This window comes from Pandoraea norimbergensis (assembly GCF_001465545.3).
In the GTDB taxonomy this organism is placed as follows: Bacteria; Pseudomonadota; Gammaproteobacteria; order Burkholderiales; family Burkholderiaceae; genus Pandoraea; species Pandoraea norimbergensis.
Genome location: NZ_CP013480.3, coordinates 3,865,820 through 3,883,039, shown reverse-complemented (window position 1 = coordinate 3,883,039; position 17,220 = coordinate 3,865,820). Strand labels below are relative to the sequence as shown.

Annotated in this window: 16 protein-coding genes; 8 read left to right on the top strand and 8 right to left on the bottom strand. The window is 63.8% G+C overall.

The window, feature by feature from the left end; all coding sequences use genetic code 11:
- The first annotated feature begins 86 nt into the window (after window positions 1–86).
- Window positions 87–2,423 carry a DNA topoisomerase IV subunit A gene (gene parC, locus AT302_RS17015; RefSeq protein ID WP_058379445.1) on the top strand — a complete coding sequence of 779 codons (2,337 nt, stop codon included), beginning with the start codon at window positions 87–89 and terminating at the stop codon, window positions 2,421–2,423.
- 12 nt (window positions 2,424–2,435) lie between these two features.
- Window positions 2,436–2,888: a CopD family protein gene (locus AT302_RS17010; protein WP_058379444.1), complete on the top strand. Its 453-nt coding sequence runs from the start codon at window positions 2,436–2,438 to the stop codon at window positions 2,886–2,888.
- Here AT302_RS17010 and AT302_RS17005 read toward each other — a convergent pair.
- Complete coding sequence (locus AT302_RS17005) at window positions 2,857–3,831, bottom strand: LysR substrate-binding domain-containing protein (protein WP_064675098.1); 975 nt, start codon at window positions 3,829–3,831, stop codon at window positions 2,857–2,859. The two genes, AT302_RS17010 and AT302_RS17005, sit on opposite strands and share 32 nt — an antisense overlap.
- Window positions 3,832–3,953: 122 nt before the next feature.
- Between AT302_RS17005 and AT302_RS17000 the strand changes: the two genes are divergently transcribed.
- The gene (locus AT302_RS17000; protein ID WP_058379443.1) at window positions 3,954–5,219 is read left to right on the top strand and encodes an MFS transporter; all 1,266 of its coding nucleotides are present in this window, start codon (window positions 3,954–3,956) and stop codon (window positions 5,217–5,219) included.
- Between the two features lie 103 nt (window positions 5,220–5,322).
- Here AT302_RS17000 and AT302_RS16995 read toward each other — a convergent pair whose 3' ends face one another.
- The 5 genes from AT302_RS16995 to AT302_RS16975 all read right to left on the bottom strand — a co-directional run bounded on the left by AT302_RS16995 (window position 5,323) and on the right by AT302_RS16975 (window position 9,350).
- A complete protein-coding gene (locus AT302_RS16995; RefSeq protein ID WP_058379442.1) occupies window positions 5,323–5,778 on the bottom strand; it encodes a RidA family protein in 456 nt (151 codons plus the stop codon).
- Between the two features lie 59 nt (window positions 5,779–5,837).
- The gene (locus tag AT302_RS16990) at window positions 5,838–7,028 is read right to left on the bottom strand and encodes an aminotransferase-like domain-containing protein (protein WP_058379441.1); all 1,191 of its coding nucleotides are present in this window, start codon (window positions 7,026–7,028) and stop codon (window positions 5,838–5,840) included.
- Window positions 7,029–7,185: 157 nt separating this feature from the next.
- Window positions 7,186–8,082 (bottom strand): DMT family transporter, encoded by an 897-nt coding sequence (locus AT302_RS16985; RefSeq protein WP_058379440.1) that lies wholly within the window; start codon window positions 8,080–8,082, stop codon window positions 7,186–7,188.
- Window positions 8,083–8,202: 120 nt separating this feature from the next.
- The gene (locus AT302_RS16980; protein WP_058379439.1) at window positions 8,203–8,904 is read right to left on the bottom strand and encodes a VOC family protein; all 702 of its coding nucleotides are present in this window, start codon (window positions 8,902–8,904) and stop codon (window positions 8,203–8,205) included.
- A gap of 107 nt (window positions 8,905–9,011) precedes the next feature.
- Window positions 9,012–9,350 (bottom strand): DUF2917 domain-containing protein, encoded by a 339-nt coding sequence (locus AT302_RS16975; RefSeq protein WP_058379438.1) that lies wholly within the window; start codon window positions 9,348–9,350, stop codon window positions 9,012–9,014.
- Between the two features lie 276 nt (window positions 9,351–9,626).
- Between AT302_RS16975 and AT302_RS16970 the strand changes: the two genes are divergently transcribed.
- The 5 genes from AT302_RS16970 (at window position 9,627) to AT302_RS16950 (ending at window position 15,409) form a co-directional block, all read left to right on the top strand.
- Window positions 9,627–11,054 carry an aminotransferase-like domain-containing protein gene (locus tag AT302_RS16970; RefSeq protein WP_058380387.1) on the top strand — a complete coding sequence of 476 codons (1,428 nt, stop codon included), beginning with the start codon at window positions 9,627–9,629 and terminating at the stop codon, window positions 11,052–11,054.
- 204 nt (window positions 11,055–11,258) lie between these two features.
- Window positions 11,259–13,145, top strand: a complete 1,887-nt coding sequence (htpG, locus tag AT302_RS16965; RefSeq protein WP_058379437.1) for a molecular chaperone HtpG — start codon at window positions 11,259–11,261, stop codon at window positions 13,143–13,145.
- A 163-nt stretch (window positions 13,146–13,308) separates the two neighbouring features.
- Entirely contained in the window at window positions 13,309–13,914 is a 606-nt protein-coding gene (locus tag AT302_RS16960; RefSeq protein WP_058379436.1) for a chorismate--pyruvate lyase family protein, read from the top strand.
- A 7-nt stretch (window positions 13,915–13,921) separates the two neighbouring features.
- On the top strand, window positions 13,922–14,455 hold the full coding sequence (locus AT302_RS16955) for a DNA-deoxyinosine glycosylase (RefSeq protein ID WP_058379435.1): 534 nt from the start codon (window positions 13,922–13,924) through the stop codon (window positions 14,453–14,455).
- Between the two features lie 123 nt (window positions 14,456–14,578).
- The gene (locus AT302_RS16950; protein WP_058379434.1) at window positions 14,579–15,409 is read left to right on the top strand and encodes a class I SAM-dependent methyltransferase; all 831 of its coding nucleotides are present in this window, start codon (window positions 14,579–14,581) and stop codon (window positions 15,407–15,409) included.
- Window positions 15,410–15,519: 110 nt separating this feature from the next.
- Here the strand turns inward: AT302_RS16950 and AT302_RS16945 are convergent, their stop codons facing one another.
- Both AT302_RS16945 and AT302_RS16940 read right to left on the bottom strand, forming a co-directional pair.
- Window positions 15,520–15,858: a DUF2322 family protein gene (locus tag AT302_RS16945; RefSeq protein ID WP_058380386.1), complete on the bottom strand. Its 339-nt coding sequence runs from the start codon at window positions 15,856–15,858 to the stop codon at window positions 15,520–15,522.
- A 123-nt stretch (window positions 15,859–15,981) separates the two neighbouring features.
- Window positions 15,982–17,196 carry a benzoate/H(+) symporter BenE family transporter gene (locus tag AT302_RS16940; RefSeq protein ID WP_058379433.1) on the bottom strand — a complete coding sequence of 405 codons (1,215 nt, stop codon included), beginning with the start codon at window positions 17,194–17,196 and terminating at the stop codon, window positions 15,982–15,984.
- Window positions 17,197–17,220: the final 24 nt, after the last annotated feature.

Sequence of the window (17,220 nt, the reverse complement as noted above, 5' to 3'; positions counted from 1 at the left end):
CGAAATGTACCAGTGAGCTTGGTATTATCTGGCGTCAACGTGTAACCGAACTCTCGCCAAACGTTCGCAGCAAACCCACAGGTTTTATGGAACAAGTAGAAGATCTCTTTTCAACGCCGTCCGATGACGACACGCTGACGCTCGGCAACTACGCCGAACGTGCCTATCTCGACTACGCGATTAGCGTGGTTAAAGGCCGCGCACTGCCGGATGTGTGCGACGGTCAGAAGCCGGTACAACGCCGCATCCTGTTCGCGATGAACGAGATGGGCCTTGCCTCCGATGCCAAGCCCGTGAAGTCGGCCCGCGTGGTCGGCGACGTGCTGGGCAAGTTTCACCCGCACGGCGACCAGTCTGCGTACGACGCACTGGTGCGCCTCGCACAGAATTTCTCGATGCGCTACCCGCTCATCGACGGGCAGGGCAACTTCGGTTCGCGCGACGGCGATGGTGCTGCCGCGATGCGATACACCGAAGCGCGCCTGACGCCGATCGCGCGACTGCTGCTCGACGAGATCGATGCCGGTACGGTCGATTTCGTGCCGAACTATGACGGCTCGACCGAAGAGCCGCGTCTGTTGCCGGCGCGTTTGCCGTTCGTGCTGCTCAATGGCGCGTCGGGTATTGCGGTGGGCTTGGCAACGGAAATCCCGTCGCACAATCTGCGCGAAGTGGCGTCGGCCGCCGTCGCGCTGATTCGTAACCCCAAGCTCGACGACGCTGAGCTGATGACGCATGTGCAGGGCCCGGACTTCCCCGGTGGCGGTCAACTGATCTCCAGCCCGGCAGAAATTCGCGCAGCTTATGACAGCGGGCGCGGCAGCCTGAAGGTGCGTGCGCGCTGGAAGATCGAAGAGATGGCGCGCGGCCAGTGGCAGGCGGTGGTGTATGAATTGCCGCCGAACACGTCGGGTCAGAAGGTGCTCGAAGAAATCGAGGAAATCACCAACCCGAAGGTCAAGCTCGGCAAGAAGTCGCTCACGCCCGAACAGCAAACGCTCAAGCAGTCGGTGCTGGCGATGCTCGATACCGTGCGCGACGAGTCGGGCAAGGACGCACCGGTGCGTCTGGTGTTCGAGCCGAAGTCGAGCCGCATCGACCAGCAGGAATTCATCACGATGCTGCTCGCGCACACGAGCCTGGAGTCGAGCGCATCGGTCAATCTGGTGATGGTCGGCGCCGATGGCCGCCCGGGACAGAAGTCGCTGCGCGACATCATTACCGAGTGGATCGGCTTCCGTTTCGAGACGGTCACGCGCCGCTCGCGCCATCGTCTGAACAAGGTGGACGACCGCATCCATATTCTCGAAGGCCGCATGATCGTCTTCCTGAATATCGACGAGGTCATTCGGATCATCCGCGAGGCGGATGAACCGAAGTCGGCACTCATGAGCGCGTTCAAACTGAGCGAGCGTCAGGCGGACGACATTCTCGAAATCCGGCTGCGCCAGTTGGCGCGCATGGAATCGATCAAGATCGAACAGGAACTCGCATCGTTGCGCGACGAGAAAGCGAAGCTCGAAGAGCTGCTGGCCAACGACAGCACGATGAAGCGCCTGATCATCAAGGAAATCGAATCCGACGCGAAGCAGTTCGGCGACGATCGCCGCACGCTGATTCAGGAAGAAAAGCGAGCCGTGGCCGAGGCCCGTGTCGTCGACGAGCCGGTGACGGTCGTCGTGTCGGCCAAGGGCTGGGTGCGTGCGCTCAAGGGCCACGGGCTCGATGCACAGGGCTTCACGTTCAAGCAGGGCGACTCGCTGTACGGCACCTTCGAATGCCGCACCGTCGACCCGTTTATCGCGTGGGGCAGCAATGGCCGCGTGTATTCCGTGGCGGTCGCGCAGTTGCCGGGCGGTCGTGGCGACGGTGTGCCGCTCACCTCGCTGATCGAACTCGAATCGGGTTCGCGCCTGCTGCACTACTACGCCGCGTCGGCTGACCAGCAACTGCTGCTGGCGACCACCAACGGCTTCGGGTTCTCGACGAAGCTGGGCGATATGGTGAGCCGCTTGAAGGCGGGCAAGTCGTTCATGACAATCGATGAAGGGGCCGAACCGCTGGCGCCGACGCCGATCTTCGCGGGGGCAAGCGCCGTCGCGTGTCTGTCGAGCGATGGCCGCCTGCTGGTCTTCGGTATGGACGAAATGAAGTCGCTCTCGGGCGGCGGCCGTGGTGTCACGTTGATCGGTCTCGATGCCAAGCAGACGCTGGTGTCGGCGGTGCCGATCAGCGAGGCAGGCGTGACCGTTCATGGTTTGGTACGGGGTGGCAAGACGCAGTCCGAGACGCTCTCGGGTGCTGCGCTCGCGCCGAACATCGGCAAGCGCGCTCGCAAGGGCCGTGCGCCGGCGGTGAAATTCTCGACCTTTACGGCGCGCTCGCTGGAGCCGGTGTTGCCGGCCGCGCCTTCGGCATCCTGACGGGAGTCACCTATGAGCGTTTATGCCTTCAGTCTGTTCCTGCATCTGGTGAGCGTTGTCGTGTGGGTCGGCGGCATGTTCTTCGCACTGGCGTGTCTGCGCCCGGCGTCGCTGGACCTGCCGCCACAGCAGCGCCTGCCGTTGTGGGAGGCGGCGCTCTCGAAGTTTCTGACGTGGGTGGGCGTCGCCATCGTGGTGATCCTGCTCTCGGGCGGACACATGATGCTCGGCATGGGTGGGCTGCATGCCCGCTGGCCGGTGCACGCCATGGCCGGTATCGGCGTGCTGATGATGCTGGTCTACGGCCACATCCGCTTTGCGTTGTTCCCGCGTCTGCAACGTGCTGTACAGGCGCAGTCGTGGCCTGACGGTGCGGCAGCGGTCAACGGCGTTCGCCGGCTCGTGATTCTCAATCTCGTGCTCGGCGTGGTCGTCATCGGTCTGGCGGCGTCGCTGCGCGGTTGACGTGGGTGGCATGGGTGACTTGGGTAGGGGCGTCGCCTTGCTTCGCCTGAGCGCCTGCCACGTCGTGGCACATCGCGACGAACGCCTGCACTAACGGGCTGGCGTCGTCACGACGTTTAGCGAGCAGCAAGGGCGTGCGGGCGTCGGCTTCGGCCAAGTCCATGAAGCGCGCCCCTTCAATCTGAATACAGCGCACGGCGGCGGGTAACACTGCAACGCCGAGGCCGCTGGCCGCGAGCGCGACGATGGTCGTCGACTCGCGGGCTTCCTGCACAACGCGCGGCGTGAAACCCGCGCGTTCGCACATCTGACGTATCTTGCCGTCGACGGCCGTACCAACATCGGGCGGGTGCATGATGAACGGTTCACCGGCCAGATCGGCCATCGAAATCTGCGCACGCCCCGCCAGCGCATGTCCCTGATGCATCACCACCAGCAGCGCTTCGTCCACCAGCGTCTCGAAGCTGAGTCCCGATACCGCAGCGGCGTCATCCGCGCGACGCAGCAGTCCGATGTCCAGCGTGCGTTCACCCAGTGCGTCGAGTTGCCGCTCGGAGGGCGATTCGCTCAGCGTGAGCGTCACGCGCGGGTATTGCTGGCGGTAGCTGGTCAGCACTCGTTTCATCAGATTGGTCATCGGCGCCGACGTGGTGAACGCAATTCGCAACTCGCCCGCATCGACCCCGGCAATTTGCTGCACCTCCTGCCGGGCGGCATCCGCATCAGCCAGAATCTGCCGCGCCCGCACGAGGAACGTGCGGCCCGCCGTCGTTAGAAAGACGCGTCGCTGCGTGCGTTCGAACAGCGTGACGCCGAGTTCGTCCTCCAAGGCCCGGATCTGCATCGACAACGGCGGCTGGCCGATGTTGAGCCTTGCCGCCGCCCGGCTGAAGTGCAGCTCTTCGGCGACGGTCACGAAGTAGCGAAGGTGGCGCAGTTCCATAGGATTGATCTGTTTTATATATAGAAACGACGCTTAAATATATATTGGACGTGGGGTAAGCGCAAACCTATCATCGGCCTATACCCCCTCCCGAATTGGCTCCCCAAGAGGAAGCCAGCACCATGGCCTCTACGAATTCCCTTCCTCTGTCCCACGGCGCCGCAGCGGCGCAGACAGCTGCGCCCAAATTGCCCGCTGGCGTGTCGCGTGGCACCCGTGAATATGCGGTCGTCAGCCGCGCGTTGTTCTTCGGCGGCTTTTCGACGTTTGCGCAGTTGTACTGCATGCAGTCGCTGCTGCCGCTGCTGACCACCACCTTTGGTATCTCGCCGGCGCAGGCGAGCTGGTCGGTGTCCGCCGCCACGATGATGATGGCGCTCGGCCTGCTGGTGACCTGCGTCGCGGCAGATCGCGTCAGCCGCAAACGCATGATGACGATCGCGTTGCTCAGTTCGTCCGTACTGACGCTCGCTAGCGCGTTTTCGACCAACTTCGAGACCATCGTGATTCTCGCGGCGCTCAAGGGTCTGGCGCTGTCGGGCCTGCCGGCCATTGCGATGGCGTATCTCAGCGAAGAGATCGATCAACGCTCGCTGGGCATGTCGATGGGGCTGTATATCGGCGGCAACATTCTTGGCGGGATGGCCGGCCGGGTGATGGCGGCCTTCGTCGCCGACTTGTTCTCGTGGCGCGTGTCGGTCGCGATGATCGGTCTGGTGTGTCTGGCGATGGGGCTGGAGTTTGCCCGCAGCCTGCCGCACTCGCGTCGCTTCACGCCGCGTCACATGACGGTGCGCGAGGCCATCGGGCATGCACGCCGCCATCTGGCCGACCCGGCACTGCTCGGCCTCTATCTGTTTGCGGGGCTGATGATGGGCAGCTTCGTGAGCGTGTACAACTATCTCGGCTTCCATCTGGCGGCGGCACCGTTCCAGTTGCCGCATGCGGCCATCGGCGCGATCTTCACGATGTATCTGATCGGCGTGGTGGGCTCATTCATCGCCGGGCCGCTGTCGGATCGACTGGGCCGTGCCCGCTTGCTCTGGGCGCTGGTCGCGTTGGCGTTCGTGGGGTTGATCGTCATGCTGGCGCCGCAGGTGCTCGGTGTTGTGATCGGTCTGGCGATCTTCACGTTCGGCTTTTTCGGTGCGCACACGGTGGCCAGCAGTTGGGTGGGGCGCCGTGCGACCGAGGGGCGCGCGATTGCTTCGGCGCTGTATCTGTTCTTCTACTACATCGGTTCGAGCCTGCTCGGCAGCTACTCGGGCGTGATGCTGCGTGCGCACGGCTGGCACGGCGTTGTGGCGTTGCTGAGCATTGCCGTCGTCATCTCGCTCGCCGTGGCGATCGCTATGCGGCGTGCTTACGGGAATACCAAGCCGGTGTGATGGCTTCGGCGCTGGCGTAGCGCGACCGCATAACAAAACAGGCACCCAAGGGTGCCTGTTTTGTTTCCTGCTTGCTTGCCGGTCTGCCTGACTTCTGTCTGGCTTAGGCCAGTTCGGCAATCAGTTCGATCTCGACGCAAGCGCCCAGCGGAATCTGCGCTACGCCGAATGCCGAACGTGCGTGCTTGCCGGCATCACCGAACACTTCGGCAATCAGTTCCGACGCGCCGTTGGTGACCAGATGCTGGTCGGTGAATTCCTGCGTGGAGTTCACCAGACTCATCAGCTTCACGACGCGCTTGACCTTGTTCAGGTCACCCGTGTGGGCGTGCAGCGTTGCGATCAGTTCGATGGCCACGGCGCGGGCGGCGGCCTTGCCGTCTTCCACGCTGACATCTTTGCCGAGCTTGCCGGTCCAGATCTTGCCGTCTTTCTTCGGCAGGTGGCCCGACAGGAACACGGTGTTGCCGGTCTGCGCGCTCATCACGTAAGCGGCGGCGGGAGCGCCGGCGGTCGGCAGTTCGATACCCAGTTGCTTCAGTTTGTCGTAGACGGACATGTACGGCTTCCTTGCAAAGTCATTGAAACAGAGTCGTTGAAGTCGACCGGACAGCCAGCTCAGGCCGCGCGGCGCGTCAATGCGTCGGCGATCAGTGCGCCCAGACGTGAGACGCCCACTTCGATTTTCTCGGGCGGCACCGTCACGAACGACAGGCGCAACGTGTTCGATTGCGGCGTGCCGACGTAGAACGGGGCACCCGGCACGAACGCCACATTCTGCGCGATCGCTTTTTCCAGCAACTGCATGGTGTCGATGCCGGCGGGCAATGTCAACCAGATGAACATGCCACCGGCGGGCGTGGTCCACGTGGCGTCCTTCGGCATGTGCTTCTCGAGCGACGCGAGCATCGCCTTGGCCTGCGCGGCATAAAGCGTGCGGATCGACGGGATGTGCGTTTCGAGAAAGCCGTCCTTGACCACTTCGTAGGCGATGCGTTGCGTCACGCTCGGCGTATGCAGGTCGGCCGCTTGCTTGGCCTGCACGAGCTTGGCGATGACGGGCTTCGGTCCGATGATAAAACCCAGACGGAGCCCCGGGGCCAGCACTTTCGAGAACGAGCCCATGTAGAGCACATGATCGGGTGCCAGCGACATGAGGCTCGGCAGACGCTGGCCTTCGTAGTCGAGCTCGCCGTACGGATCGTCTTCGATGATGGCGAGACCTTCGCGCTTCGCGACGGCAGCCAGCGCTTCGCGGCGCGCCATCGGCAGGCGGCGTCCGGTCGGGTTCTGGAAGTTCGGCATCGCGTACAGAAAGCGTGCGCCGCTCACCAGTTCGGGCGTGAGCGCTTCCGGCAGCAGACCGTGATCGTCCGTCGGGACCGACACATAGGTGGGGGCAAACAGCGAGAACGATTGCAGCGCGCCCAGATAGCTCGGGGCTTCGACAATCACGCGGCTGCCTTCGTCGATGAAGATCTTGCCGATCAGGTCGAGGCCCTGTTGCGAGCCGGTGGTGATCAGGACGTTGTCGGGCGAGACGGTGTGGCCATCGCGCGAGTAGCGCTTGGCGATCCACTCGCGCAGCGGGGCAAAGCCTTCGGTGGCGCTGTATTGCAGCGCGGCTTGCGGCGACTCGGTCAGTACGCGCTCGGCGGCGGCGCGCATTTCGGCGACGGGGAACGTGGCGGGCGAGGGCAGGCCGCCAGCGAACGAAATGACATCGGGGCGTTCGGTGACCTTCAGAATTTCGCGGATCGCCGAGCTGGTCAGGTTGCGGGCACGTTCGGAATATTGCCAATCATGCATGATGGTCTCGCTTGGGTGAAGCGGCCGTCCGGGTGATGGGGTGTCGGGCGGGCCGCAAGTGTCAGGCGGTGCGGATGCCGGTCGCTTAGCGGCATGAGGCATCGCCTTGGGGGTAAGCGGTGTCCGGCGCTGGGGTCGCGCGCGCCGGACATCGCCTTCAGACCGGTTTGCCCGTGAGTCGCGAGGCGCCGATCTTCATGTTCTTGCCGAGTGCAATGGTCAGGACGACGCCGGCAGCGAAGAGCCATGTCGCGGTGTCGACCTGTTCGCCGAAAAAGAGGGCGGACAGCGCAATCGTGAAGAAAATCTGAAGCAATTGTACTTGGCCCACGCGCGCGATTCCGCCCATGGCGAGACCCGCATACCACGCGAAAAAGCCGATGAACTGCGAGAACAGGGTGACGTAAGCGAAGGCGCCCCACGCGCGGCCGCTCACCGGCCACGGCTGCTGCCACGCGAGCCAGCCGACGGGCAGCGCCAGCACCGGCGCGCAGACGACCAGTGCCCAGCAGATCACCTGCCAGCCACCCATCTCGCGGGCCAGCTTGCCGCCTTCGGCATAACCGAGCGCGCCGATGATCACGGCGAGCAGCATGAGGCCGTCGGCCGCGTGCAGTGTGCCGCCGCCGGCGCGCAGGGCGAAGGCGATGACGAGTGCGCTGCCGAGCAGCGCGAAGACCCAGAAACCACGCGACGGGCGCTCACCGCCCAGCCAATAAGCGTAGATCGCCACGAAGAACGGTTGCAGGCCATTGACGACGGCGCCGTGCGAGGCAGGGATCGTCTTCATGGCCCACGCGGAGAACACCGGAAACGCCACGATCACACCCAGCGAGGTGATCGCGAGACTCTTCAGTTGACGCTTGGTCGGCCACGGCTCGCGACGCCACCACAGCAGCGCACCCGCGAACACGGCAGCCACGAGCGCGCGGCCCAGACCGTTGAGCAGCGGATTGACTTCGGCCACGACGATGCGGGTCATCGGCAAGGTCAGGCTGAAGATGAGCACGCCGATCAGTCCGATCAGCATGCCCCGTGATTCGCGCGAATTCATGGTGTCGCCTCTTTGAGTCTCTTTCTTGGGGTGCCGCCCGCCATGCGTTGTGCCGGGCGTTCGATAGGTTCCGTTCGAACCCGTCCTCACGCGTGTCAGTTGAAATCGTCTGATTCGTTCTTAGCGAAGCGTGCGCGGACCGTTCGGGGTTTCAAATTCGGCGACCAGTGTCGGCTCAACCAACGTGGCCTCTACATTCACGAGACTGCTCGCGCCGAGCCACGCCAGTTGATCGGCAATGGCCGTCGCCTGCGGATGGAAACCACGCAACAGCGTGACGGCGCAACCCGTCTCGGGCAACGCATCGGCGGGGTGTTGCGGCGTGTCCCACTGGATCAGCGTGGGCAACAGCCCCTGACCTGCGCCTTGCCACGAGGGCAGGCTTCCGTCGTCCGGCACGCCGATCTGCCACGTCAACGCGCCGCGCTGCATGGCGATGACCGGTGCCAGCCGCTGCGGGTACTGCGATTGCCAGCGCGGCAGCGAGCGCGGACGCTCAACGCGCGCCACCCAATGGGCCAGATACGGGCCACGTGCCAGACGCGTGCGCACCGCTTCGTCGTCAAGGCCGAACCAGCGCGCGCGCTCGGGCGCAGGGGCGTCCGGGTCGATGGCGATGATTTCCAGATACACACCGCCCCACAGGCCGAGCAGGCTGTTGTGCGTGCTCATGCGCGCATGCTTGCCGCCGCGTTGCGGCACGACGTCGGTCAGGCCTAGTTGTTCGATGACGTGGGTTTCACCGGCGTCGAGTGTTTCGGCAGCCACGACCAGATGGTCGAGTTTCAAGGCGTTGTAATGGGCAGCGTGCGATGCGGTCATGTTCTGGTTCGACTCGGGCGTTGGCGCAGCGGGTGCGCACAGTGCGTTGCGTGGCAAAACCGTAAGCTTACTCCGCGCGGGCGCTCATGCAGCGTGAACCCAGTCAATCAACTGCGCGACAGCATGCGGCCGGTGACGCGTGCCGCCGCATCGCGCCACAGCACGCGCCAGCCGAAGCGGCGCGCAGTGGGGCGTCCCGGCAGTGCGCTCAGCGACATCGTCGGCTGGCTCACACGCAGGCGGGCACCGTCTTTCCAAGTGCCCAGCCAGATTCGTTGACCGGCGCGCATCTCGAAGCTCTCGCCGGCACGCAGCCAATGGTCGACGCTCTCGCCTTCCACTGTCAGCCAAAGCAGTCCCTGCAACACTTGCAGCGATTGCGGCGTTTCGTTCTGCCAGAACACGGTTTGGCCCCCGTCCAGCTCGAAGAGTCGGATTTCACGCATAGCGGTCTCCAGTTGAGAGGACACTTTATCGGTTAACTCCGGTACAGTACCGGTACAGATATTCAGATAATTGACTGTACAGTTCGGGATTGACAGGGAAATTGGCTAGCGTAGAGTGGCGTGCCATGAGTGATGCGAGGCAGACACTTTCCCCGCAGACGGTGGTCAACCGTCCACGCGCGGGGCAAACACCCCATGCCTCGCAAGCGCTGGCGCCGGCACAACCGGCGACGCCAGCCTTCCCGATAAGGTGGATAGACGATGACAAACAACCGCATTTCTCCGCTGGCGCTGGCGGACAACGCCGCGCTGGACACCGCGCGCATGACACTCGTCGACCAACTCGTGCATTGGGCGAGCCTGCGTATCGAAGAGCGGGTGTTTTTGCCCGGCATGCGCATGCCGTCGATCCGCTCGCTGGCGGAAGACAAACACGTGTCGCGCTTCTCGGTAGTGGAAGCCTATGAGCGGCTGGTCGCGCAGGGGTATCTCGAAGCGCGTCGCGGCTCCGGTTTCTACGTGCGTGAGCGGCCGATGATGCCGCAACAGCTCGCGGCCGCGCCGATGGTGGCGAAGGGGCCGATCGATGTGCCTTGGCTCGTGCGCAACATGCTGCACACCGTGGCCCCCGAGCGCGGGCCTGGCATGGGGTATCTGCCGCCGAGCCTGCTGGACGCCGACATGATGACGTCGGCCATGCGCTCGATGAGCCGCCAGTCGACGATGTACCTGTTGCAGGCCGGCAATCCGCATGGCTTCTTGCCGCTGCGCGTGCAGCTTCAAACGCAACTCGCGGAGCTTGAGATTGGCGCGCGCCCCGATCAGATCGTGCTGACGTCAGGCATTACGCAGGCGGTGGATTTCCTGTTGAAGCTATACGTGCGTACCGGCGACACGGTACTCGTGGGCGACCCGGCGTGGTTCGTGATGTTCGGACGCATTGCCTCGCAGGGCGTGACGCCAATCGGCGTGCCCTATACGCCGGAAGGGATCGACGTGCAGGCGCTCGAGCGTCTCGTGCAGCAGCATCGCCCCAAGCTGCTCATCATCAATTCGATTTTGCAGAACCCTACCGGCACGTCGCTCACGCCGGCGCGCGCGTTTCAGATTCTGCGGCTCGCCGAGCAGTACGACTTCATGGTGCTGGAAGACGATATCTACTGCGATTTGTGCCCGCCGCACCAGCAGGTGGCGCGTCTGGCGAGTCTCGATCAACTCAAGCGCGTGGTCTATCTGGGCAGCTTTTCGAAGACGCTCGCGGCCAATCTGCGGGTGGCGTACATCGCGTGCTCGCCGGAGTTGGCAAAGACGTTTGTCGACCATAAGATGCTCGCCGGATCGACCACGCCCGAAATCAATGAGCGCATCGTCTACAAGGCACTGACCGAGGGGCACTACCGGCGGCACGTCGAGCGCCTGCGTTCGCGGCTCGACGAGGTGCGCGACGGTGCGCGGCGGCGTCTCGAACACATCGGCCTGCGCATGTTCGGCGACCCGACCTCGGGCATGTTCTTCTGGGCGGATACCGGCGTGGACACGAGTGCGGTGGCGGCTGCCGGTCACGAGGCCGGTTTTCTGTTTGCCCCGGGGGCGTTGTTCTCGCCGCGTCAGGCACCGAGTACCTGGATGCGGATGAACGTCGCCTGCTCCAGCGACCCGTCGATGCTGGCCTTCCTGTCGCGGCAACTGGAGCGTGCGGCCTGATGGGCTTTTGCCCAGTGCGCCGCAAATTCAGCCAACTTCGCACAAATCGCCGCAAAATAACCCTCCTGCCGGCCTTGAAATGACGGCCGGCCGTCCCTATGTTCCGAGCGGTACCGCGAAACTGGCAGCGCGCGCGCAAGTGCGCCGGGCCGCGGACCGCGACGACTATCCATTCATCTCACCGTTTCACGAGGGTTCTCGACCATGGCGCAAGAAACCATGAGCTTTCAGGCAGAAGTTAAGCAACTTCTGCAACTGATGATTCATTCGTTGTATAGCAACAAGGAAATCTTCCTGCGCGAATTGATCTCCAACGCCTCGGACGCCGCCGACAAGCTGCGCTTCGAAGCGATCAACGACGCGGCGCTGTATGAGCAGGACCCGGAACTCAAGATTCGCGTGTCGTTCGACAAGGACGCCCGCACCCTCACCATCGAAGACAACGGCATCGGCATGAGCCGCGATGAGGCCATCGCCCATCTCGGTACGATCGCCAAGTCGGGCACCAAGGAATTCTTCTCGCGCCTGTCGGGCGACCAGCAGAAGGATGCCGCGCTCATCGGCCAGTTCGGCGTGGGCTTTTACTCGGGCTTTATCGTTGCCGATCGCATGACGGTCGAATCGCGCCGCGCGGGCCTGCCTGCCGCGGAAGGCGTGCGCTGGTCGTCGGCCGGCGAGGGCGACTTCTCGGTCGAGACCATCGAACGTGCCCCGCGTGGCACGGCCATCACGCTGCATCTGCGCGAAGGCGAAGACGAGTTGCTGTCGTCGTGGCAACTGCAATCGATCATTCGCAAGTATTCCGATCACATCTCGCTGCCGATCGTCATGCGTGGCGAGACGTGGGACGAAGAGAAGCAAGCCATGGTGCCGGCCGAGACCGATGAGACGGTCAATCAGGCCAGCGCGCTGTGGACCCGCAGCAAGAGCGAGATCACCGACGAGCAGTACACGCAGTTCTACCAGCACATTGCGCACGACATGCAGGCCCCGCTCGCATGGACGCACAACCGCGTGGAAGGGCGTAGCGAATATACGCAACTGCTGTACGTGCCGGGCAATGCGCAGTACGACCTGTGGGACCGCAACTCGCAGGGCGGCCTCAAGCTTTACGTCAAGCGCGTGTTCATCATGGATGACGCCGAGCAACTGCTGCCGAACTATCTGCGCTTTGTGCGCGGGGTGGTCGATTCGGCAGATCTGCCGCTGAACGTGTCGCGCGAAATCCTTCAGGAAAGCCGCGACGTGAAGGCCATTCGCGAAGGCTGTGCCAAGCGCGTACTGGGCCTGCTCGAAGATCTGGCCGAGAACCAGCAGGACAAGTACACGCAGTTCTGGGGCGCGTTCGGTCAGGTGCTCAAGGAAGGCGTGGGCGAAGATCATGCCAATCGCGAGCGCATTGCCAAGCTGCTGCGCTTTGCCAGCACGCACAACGATTCGGCGGAACAGAACGTGTCGCTGGCCGACTACATCGGCCGCATGAAGGAAGGTCAGGACAAGATTTACTACGTCACGGCCGAGAGCTGGGTGGCCGCAAGCCACAGCCCGCATCTGGAAGTGTTCCGCAAGAAGGGCGTGGAAGTGCTGTTGCTGACCGACCGCGTGGACGAGTGGCTGCTGTCGTATCTGCACGACTTCGATGGCCGTGCGCTGGTGAGCGTAGCGCGTGGCGATCTGGATCTGGGCGCGCTGGAAGACGCCGGTGAAAAGGCCGCGCAAGAGAAGACCGGCGACGAACTGAAGCCGCTCATCGAAAAGATGAAGGACGTGCTCGGCGACAAGGCCAAGGACGTGCGCGTGACGTTCCGTCTGACCGATTCGCCGTCGTGTCTGGTGTCTGACGAGCAAGACATGAGCGGGACGTTGCAGCGTCTGATGAAGGCGGCCGGGCAGAAGATGCCGGAATTCCGCCCGATTCTGGAGATCAACCCGGAGCACGCGCTGATCAAGCGTCTGAGCGCCGAGAGTGCCGATCTGTCCGACTGGACGCAACTGCTGTTCGATCAGGCCATGCTCGCCGAAGGCGGCAATCTGGAAGACCCGGCAGCGTTCGTGAAGCGCACCAACGCGCTGTTGCTGGCGTCGCGCTGATCGGCTGATTTCGGCGTTTCAGACAGCCGTAAGAAGTTGATGTGCAAGGAAAGCCCGGTATCGGAAGATGCCGGGCTTTTTTGCATTCGGGCGTACAGGTGACGGTCGTATTCGCGTCAGGTGGGCAGCGCACACCGGCGTCGGCCCCTTATAATTCCGACCCATGACTTTCCGATTCGATGTAAGCGGGCGGCACTGGCAGGCTGTCCCGTCGCCGGCGCTCTCGCGGCGTCATAAGGACTGGTTGACGCGGGGCGGGGCGCTCACGCGTCACTTGTCGGCGCTTGGCCGGGTAAGTGTGCGTGTCGTCGCCGAGCGTGTGTTGCCCGCCGACGCCGATCAGTGCCGTGCTATCGGCGTGCCGTTGCGCACGCCGATGTGGGCACGCGACGTCATTCTGCTGATCGACGACGAACCTGTCGTTGTCGCGCACAGTGTCACGCCGCTGGTGCATAGCCGCTCGGTCTGGCAAGCGATGCGACGCCTGCGTACGCGACCGCTGGCCGATCTGCTTTATCACGACCCCACGGTGACGCGCTCTGTACTCGTCTCGCGTCCTCTCGGCCCGTGGCATCTGCTCCACGCCCGGGCGCGGCACGATGCCCGCGACCCGTTGATTGGCCTCACGCCGCGTGCGCGGTTGTGGGCGCGCCGGTCGGTGTTTCTGCGGCATGGCGCACCGTTGCTCGTCACCGAGGCGTTCTTGCCGCGATTCTGGCGCCGGCTGCAAGCCGCGCAGCTTGCGCGCCCGGCACACGCCACCGTCTGAGCGATTCATGTCTGCCAAGTTTCCCGATTCGCCCGATTCACCCGATCTCAAGCGCAATTTCCCGCCCGTGGTGGACGCGCACACGCGCGTGCTGATCCTCGGCAGCCTGCCCGGTGAAGTGTCGCTCGCGCACCAGCAGTATTATGCACACCCGCAAAACCGCTTCTGGCATCTGGTAGGTGAAGCGATCGGCAAGCCGTTGCCCACGCTCGACTATGCGACGCGGCTCGATGCAGTGCGCGCGCATGGCATCGGGCTGTGGGACGTGGTGGCCGAAGCGCGTCGCGAAGGCAGCCTCGACAGCAATATCCGTCTGCATGCGGGCAGCGATCTGGCCGGGTTGATCGCCACGTTGCCGTCGCTGCGCGCGGTGGCGTTCAACGGTGGCACGGCGGCACGTATCGGCCAGCGCGCGCTGGCGCAAGGCGGCGTGACGATACCCGTCGTGATGCTGCCGTCCAGCAGCCCGGCTTACACGATTCCCTATGCGACCAAGCGCGATGCGTGGCTCGCGTTGCGCGATTGGCTCGACATCGCATGACGGTGTGGCGGAGGCGTAGCGCACGCGCAGTCGCGTGGCAACGTGGTCCGTGCGAAGGCTGCGTCGCGTGAACCCGGTACAATGCGATCCCATCGGAATTTCCCGAATCTCCCCGAAGGACTCATGACCCTCATCAAACGCAAATCCATCGAAGCCGAAGCGTTCGTCACCGAAGATCGCCCCGCCCGTCGTTACACCCCGCGCTTCGCGCCGGTGACGTTTTCTGAACAGGGTGGCGTGCGTTACCTGCATTTCGGCACGGCGTGGGTGCAAGGTGCGATGCGTCTGTCCAAGCCCGATCGTATCGAGCTGGAATACGCGCAACAGATGATGGCGTGGTTGCTGTTCATGCGCGCCCCGAAGCATGTGGTGCAACTGGGCCTGGGCACCGGCTCGCTCACGAAGTTTTCGCATCAGCAATTCCCGCGCACGCAAGTGACCGCCGTTGAGCTGAACCCCGCCGTGGTGATCGCGGCGCGCACGATGTTCAACCTGCCGAGCGATTCGCGTCACCTCAAAGTGATCGAAGACGACGCGTGGAATTTCGTTACCGACACCGCGAATCACGGCAGTGTCGATGTCCTGCAAATCGATCTGTACGATGCGACCGCGCGTGGTCCCGTGCACGACACGCCGGCGTTCTACAAGGCCTGTCGCGCGACGTTGCGCGCACCGGGCATGCTGACGATGAACCTGTTCGGCGATCACGACAGCTACCCGAAGAACATTCGCCGCCTGCGTCAGGCGTTCGACAACCGCGTGATCGAATTCCCGGAAGTGCACGACGGCAATGTGATCGTGCTGGCCTTCAACGGCCCGCTGCTGTCGGTCGAATGGAAGGACGTGGAAGCGCGCGCCAAGATCGTGGAAGCCGCGACGGGCCTGCCCGCCAAGCGCTGGGTCAAGCAATTGCGCTCGGCCAACGGCGACGGCGGTCCGGTGCTGACGATCTGATGGATGATCTGAGGTCGTTGACCTGAGCGCATCTTCCAGACGTGAAAAAGCCAGCCGAAAGGCTGGCTTTTTTCATGGCACGGCGCAAAGACGCGCAAGCATCGCAAGTGTCAGGCAGCGATCTCGTCGATGGTCAGCGCACCGCCACCGGCGATCACGGCCAGCAGGCGATCGACGTTCGGGTGCGCGCCCGGACGATTGCGTGCGTCGGCCGTATGCTCGGCAAACACGGCCAGACCGTGTTCGGCGGCAGCGGCGTCGAGCGTGCCGAAGGCTTGCTTCAGATAGTGATACACCGCGAGCGAGCCTTGCTTGCCCGGTGCGTTCTCGATGGTCGCCACGACGGCACCGCCGGCGTCGCGCAGTTCGATGCGGGCAATCCCGTCGATGCTGCCGGTCGCGGCCATCAGTGCGAGGTTTTCCTTGAAGACCGGGGTCGGTTCGATCACTGCCATTGTCTTGCTACTCCTGAAATTGCCTGAAATCGCCTGACGTCATGTCGGCGTCGAAATAGGTTGCGGGCCGAATGGTATCACTTCGATACCCTCGGCCCGTGGCGTGCAATTGCCCGCTCAGGCGCGTCGCCACTGAAGAATCGCCAGCGTCACCACGCCTGCGATCAGGCCCCAGAAGGCCGAGCCGATCGACAGCAGCGTGAGCCCCGAGGCGGTCACCATGAACGTGATCAGCGCGGCCTCGCGTTGCTTCGTGTCGCTCATCGCATTGGCCAGCCCGTTCATGATCGAGCCGAACAGCGCGAGTGCCGCAATCGACACCACCAGTGCCTTCGGGAACGCCGCAAACAGCGCGGCAATCGTTGCGCCGAACGTGCCCGCGATCAGATAGAACACGCCGCTCCAGACGGCTGCCGTGTAGCGCTTGTTGGGATCTTCATGGGCTTCGCGCCCGGTGCAGATGGCGGCGGTAATCGCGGCCAGATGAATGCCGTGTGCGCCGAACGGGGCGAGCAAGACCGACGCAATGCCCGTGGTCGAGATCAGCGGCGAGGCCGGCACGTTATAGCCATCGGCGCGCAATACGGCGAGGCCCGGTACGTTCTGCGAGGCCATGGCCACGACGAACAGCGGAATCGCGATGCTGATCGTGGCCGAGAGCGAGAACGACGGGGTCGTCCACACCGGTTTGGCGAGCGCGATGTTGAAGTGGCTGAAATCCAGCAGGCCCAGCCCGCCCGCGACGGCGGTGCCGACGATGAGCGCCAGCAGAATTGCATAGCGCGAGGCGAGGCGTTTGACGATCAGATACGTGAAGAACATGGCGAGCACGAGCGCCGTCTGATGCTGTGCCGCGACGAAGATTTCCAACCCGATGCGAAACAGAATGCCCGCGAGCAGCGCCGATGCCAGCGCCGGCGGCACGCGCCGCATGATGGTCTCGAACCCCCCCGTCAGTCCGCAGATGGCAATCAACGCGTTGCAGACGATGAAGGCCCCGATGGCTTCGCTATAGGGCACGCCCGGCAGCGACGTGATCAGCAGCGCAGCGCCCGGCGTCGACCACGCGATGACCACGGGGGTGCGGTAGCGCAGCGATAGCCCGATGGTCGTGACGCCCATGCCGATCGACAGCGCCCAGATCCATGAGGAAATCTGACCCGGCGTGAGGTGCGCGGCCTGTCCGGCCTGAAACATCAGGATGAGCGAGCTCGTGTAGCCGGTCATCATCGCCACGAAGCCGGCGACGATGGCCGAGGGCGAGGTGTCCGCGAGCGGCCTTAACGGGGGCAGTGGTGGCAGTGGGGGCACTGGCGTGGTACTGGACGTCATGAGTGTCTCGTGTTGTTTCGTTCT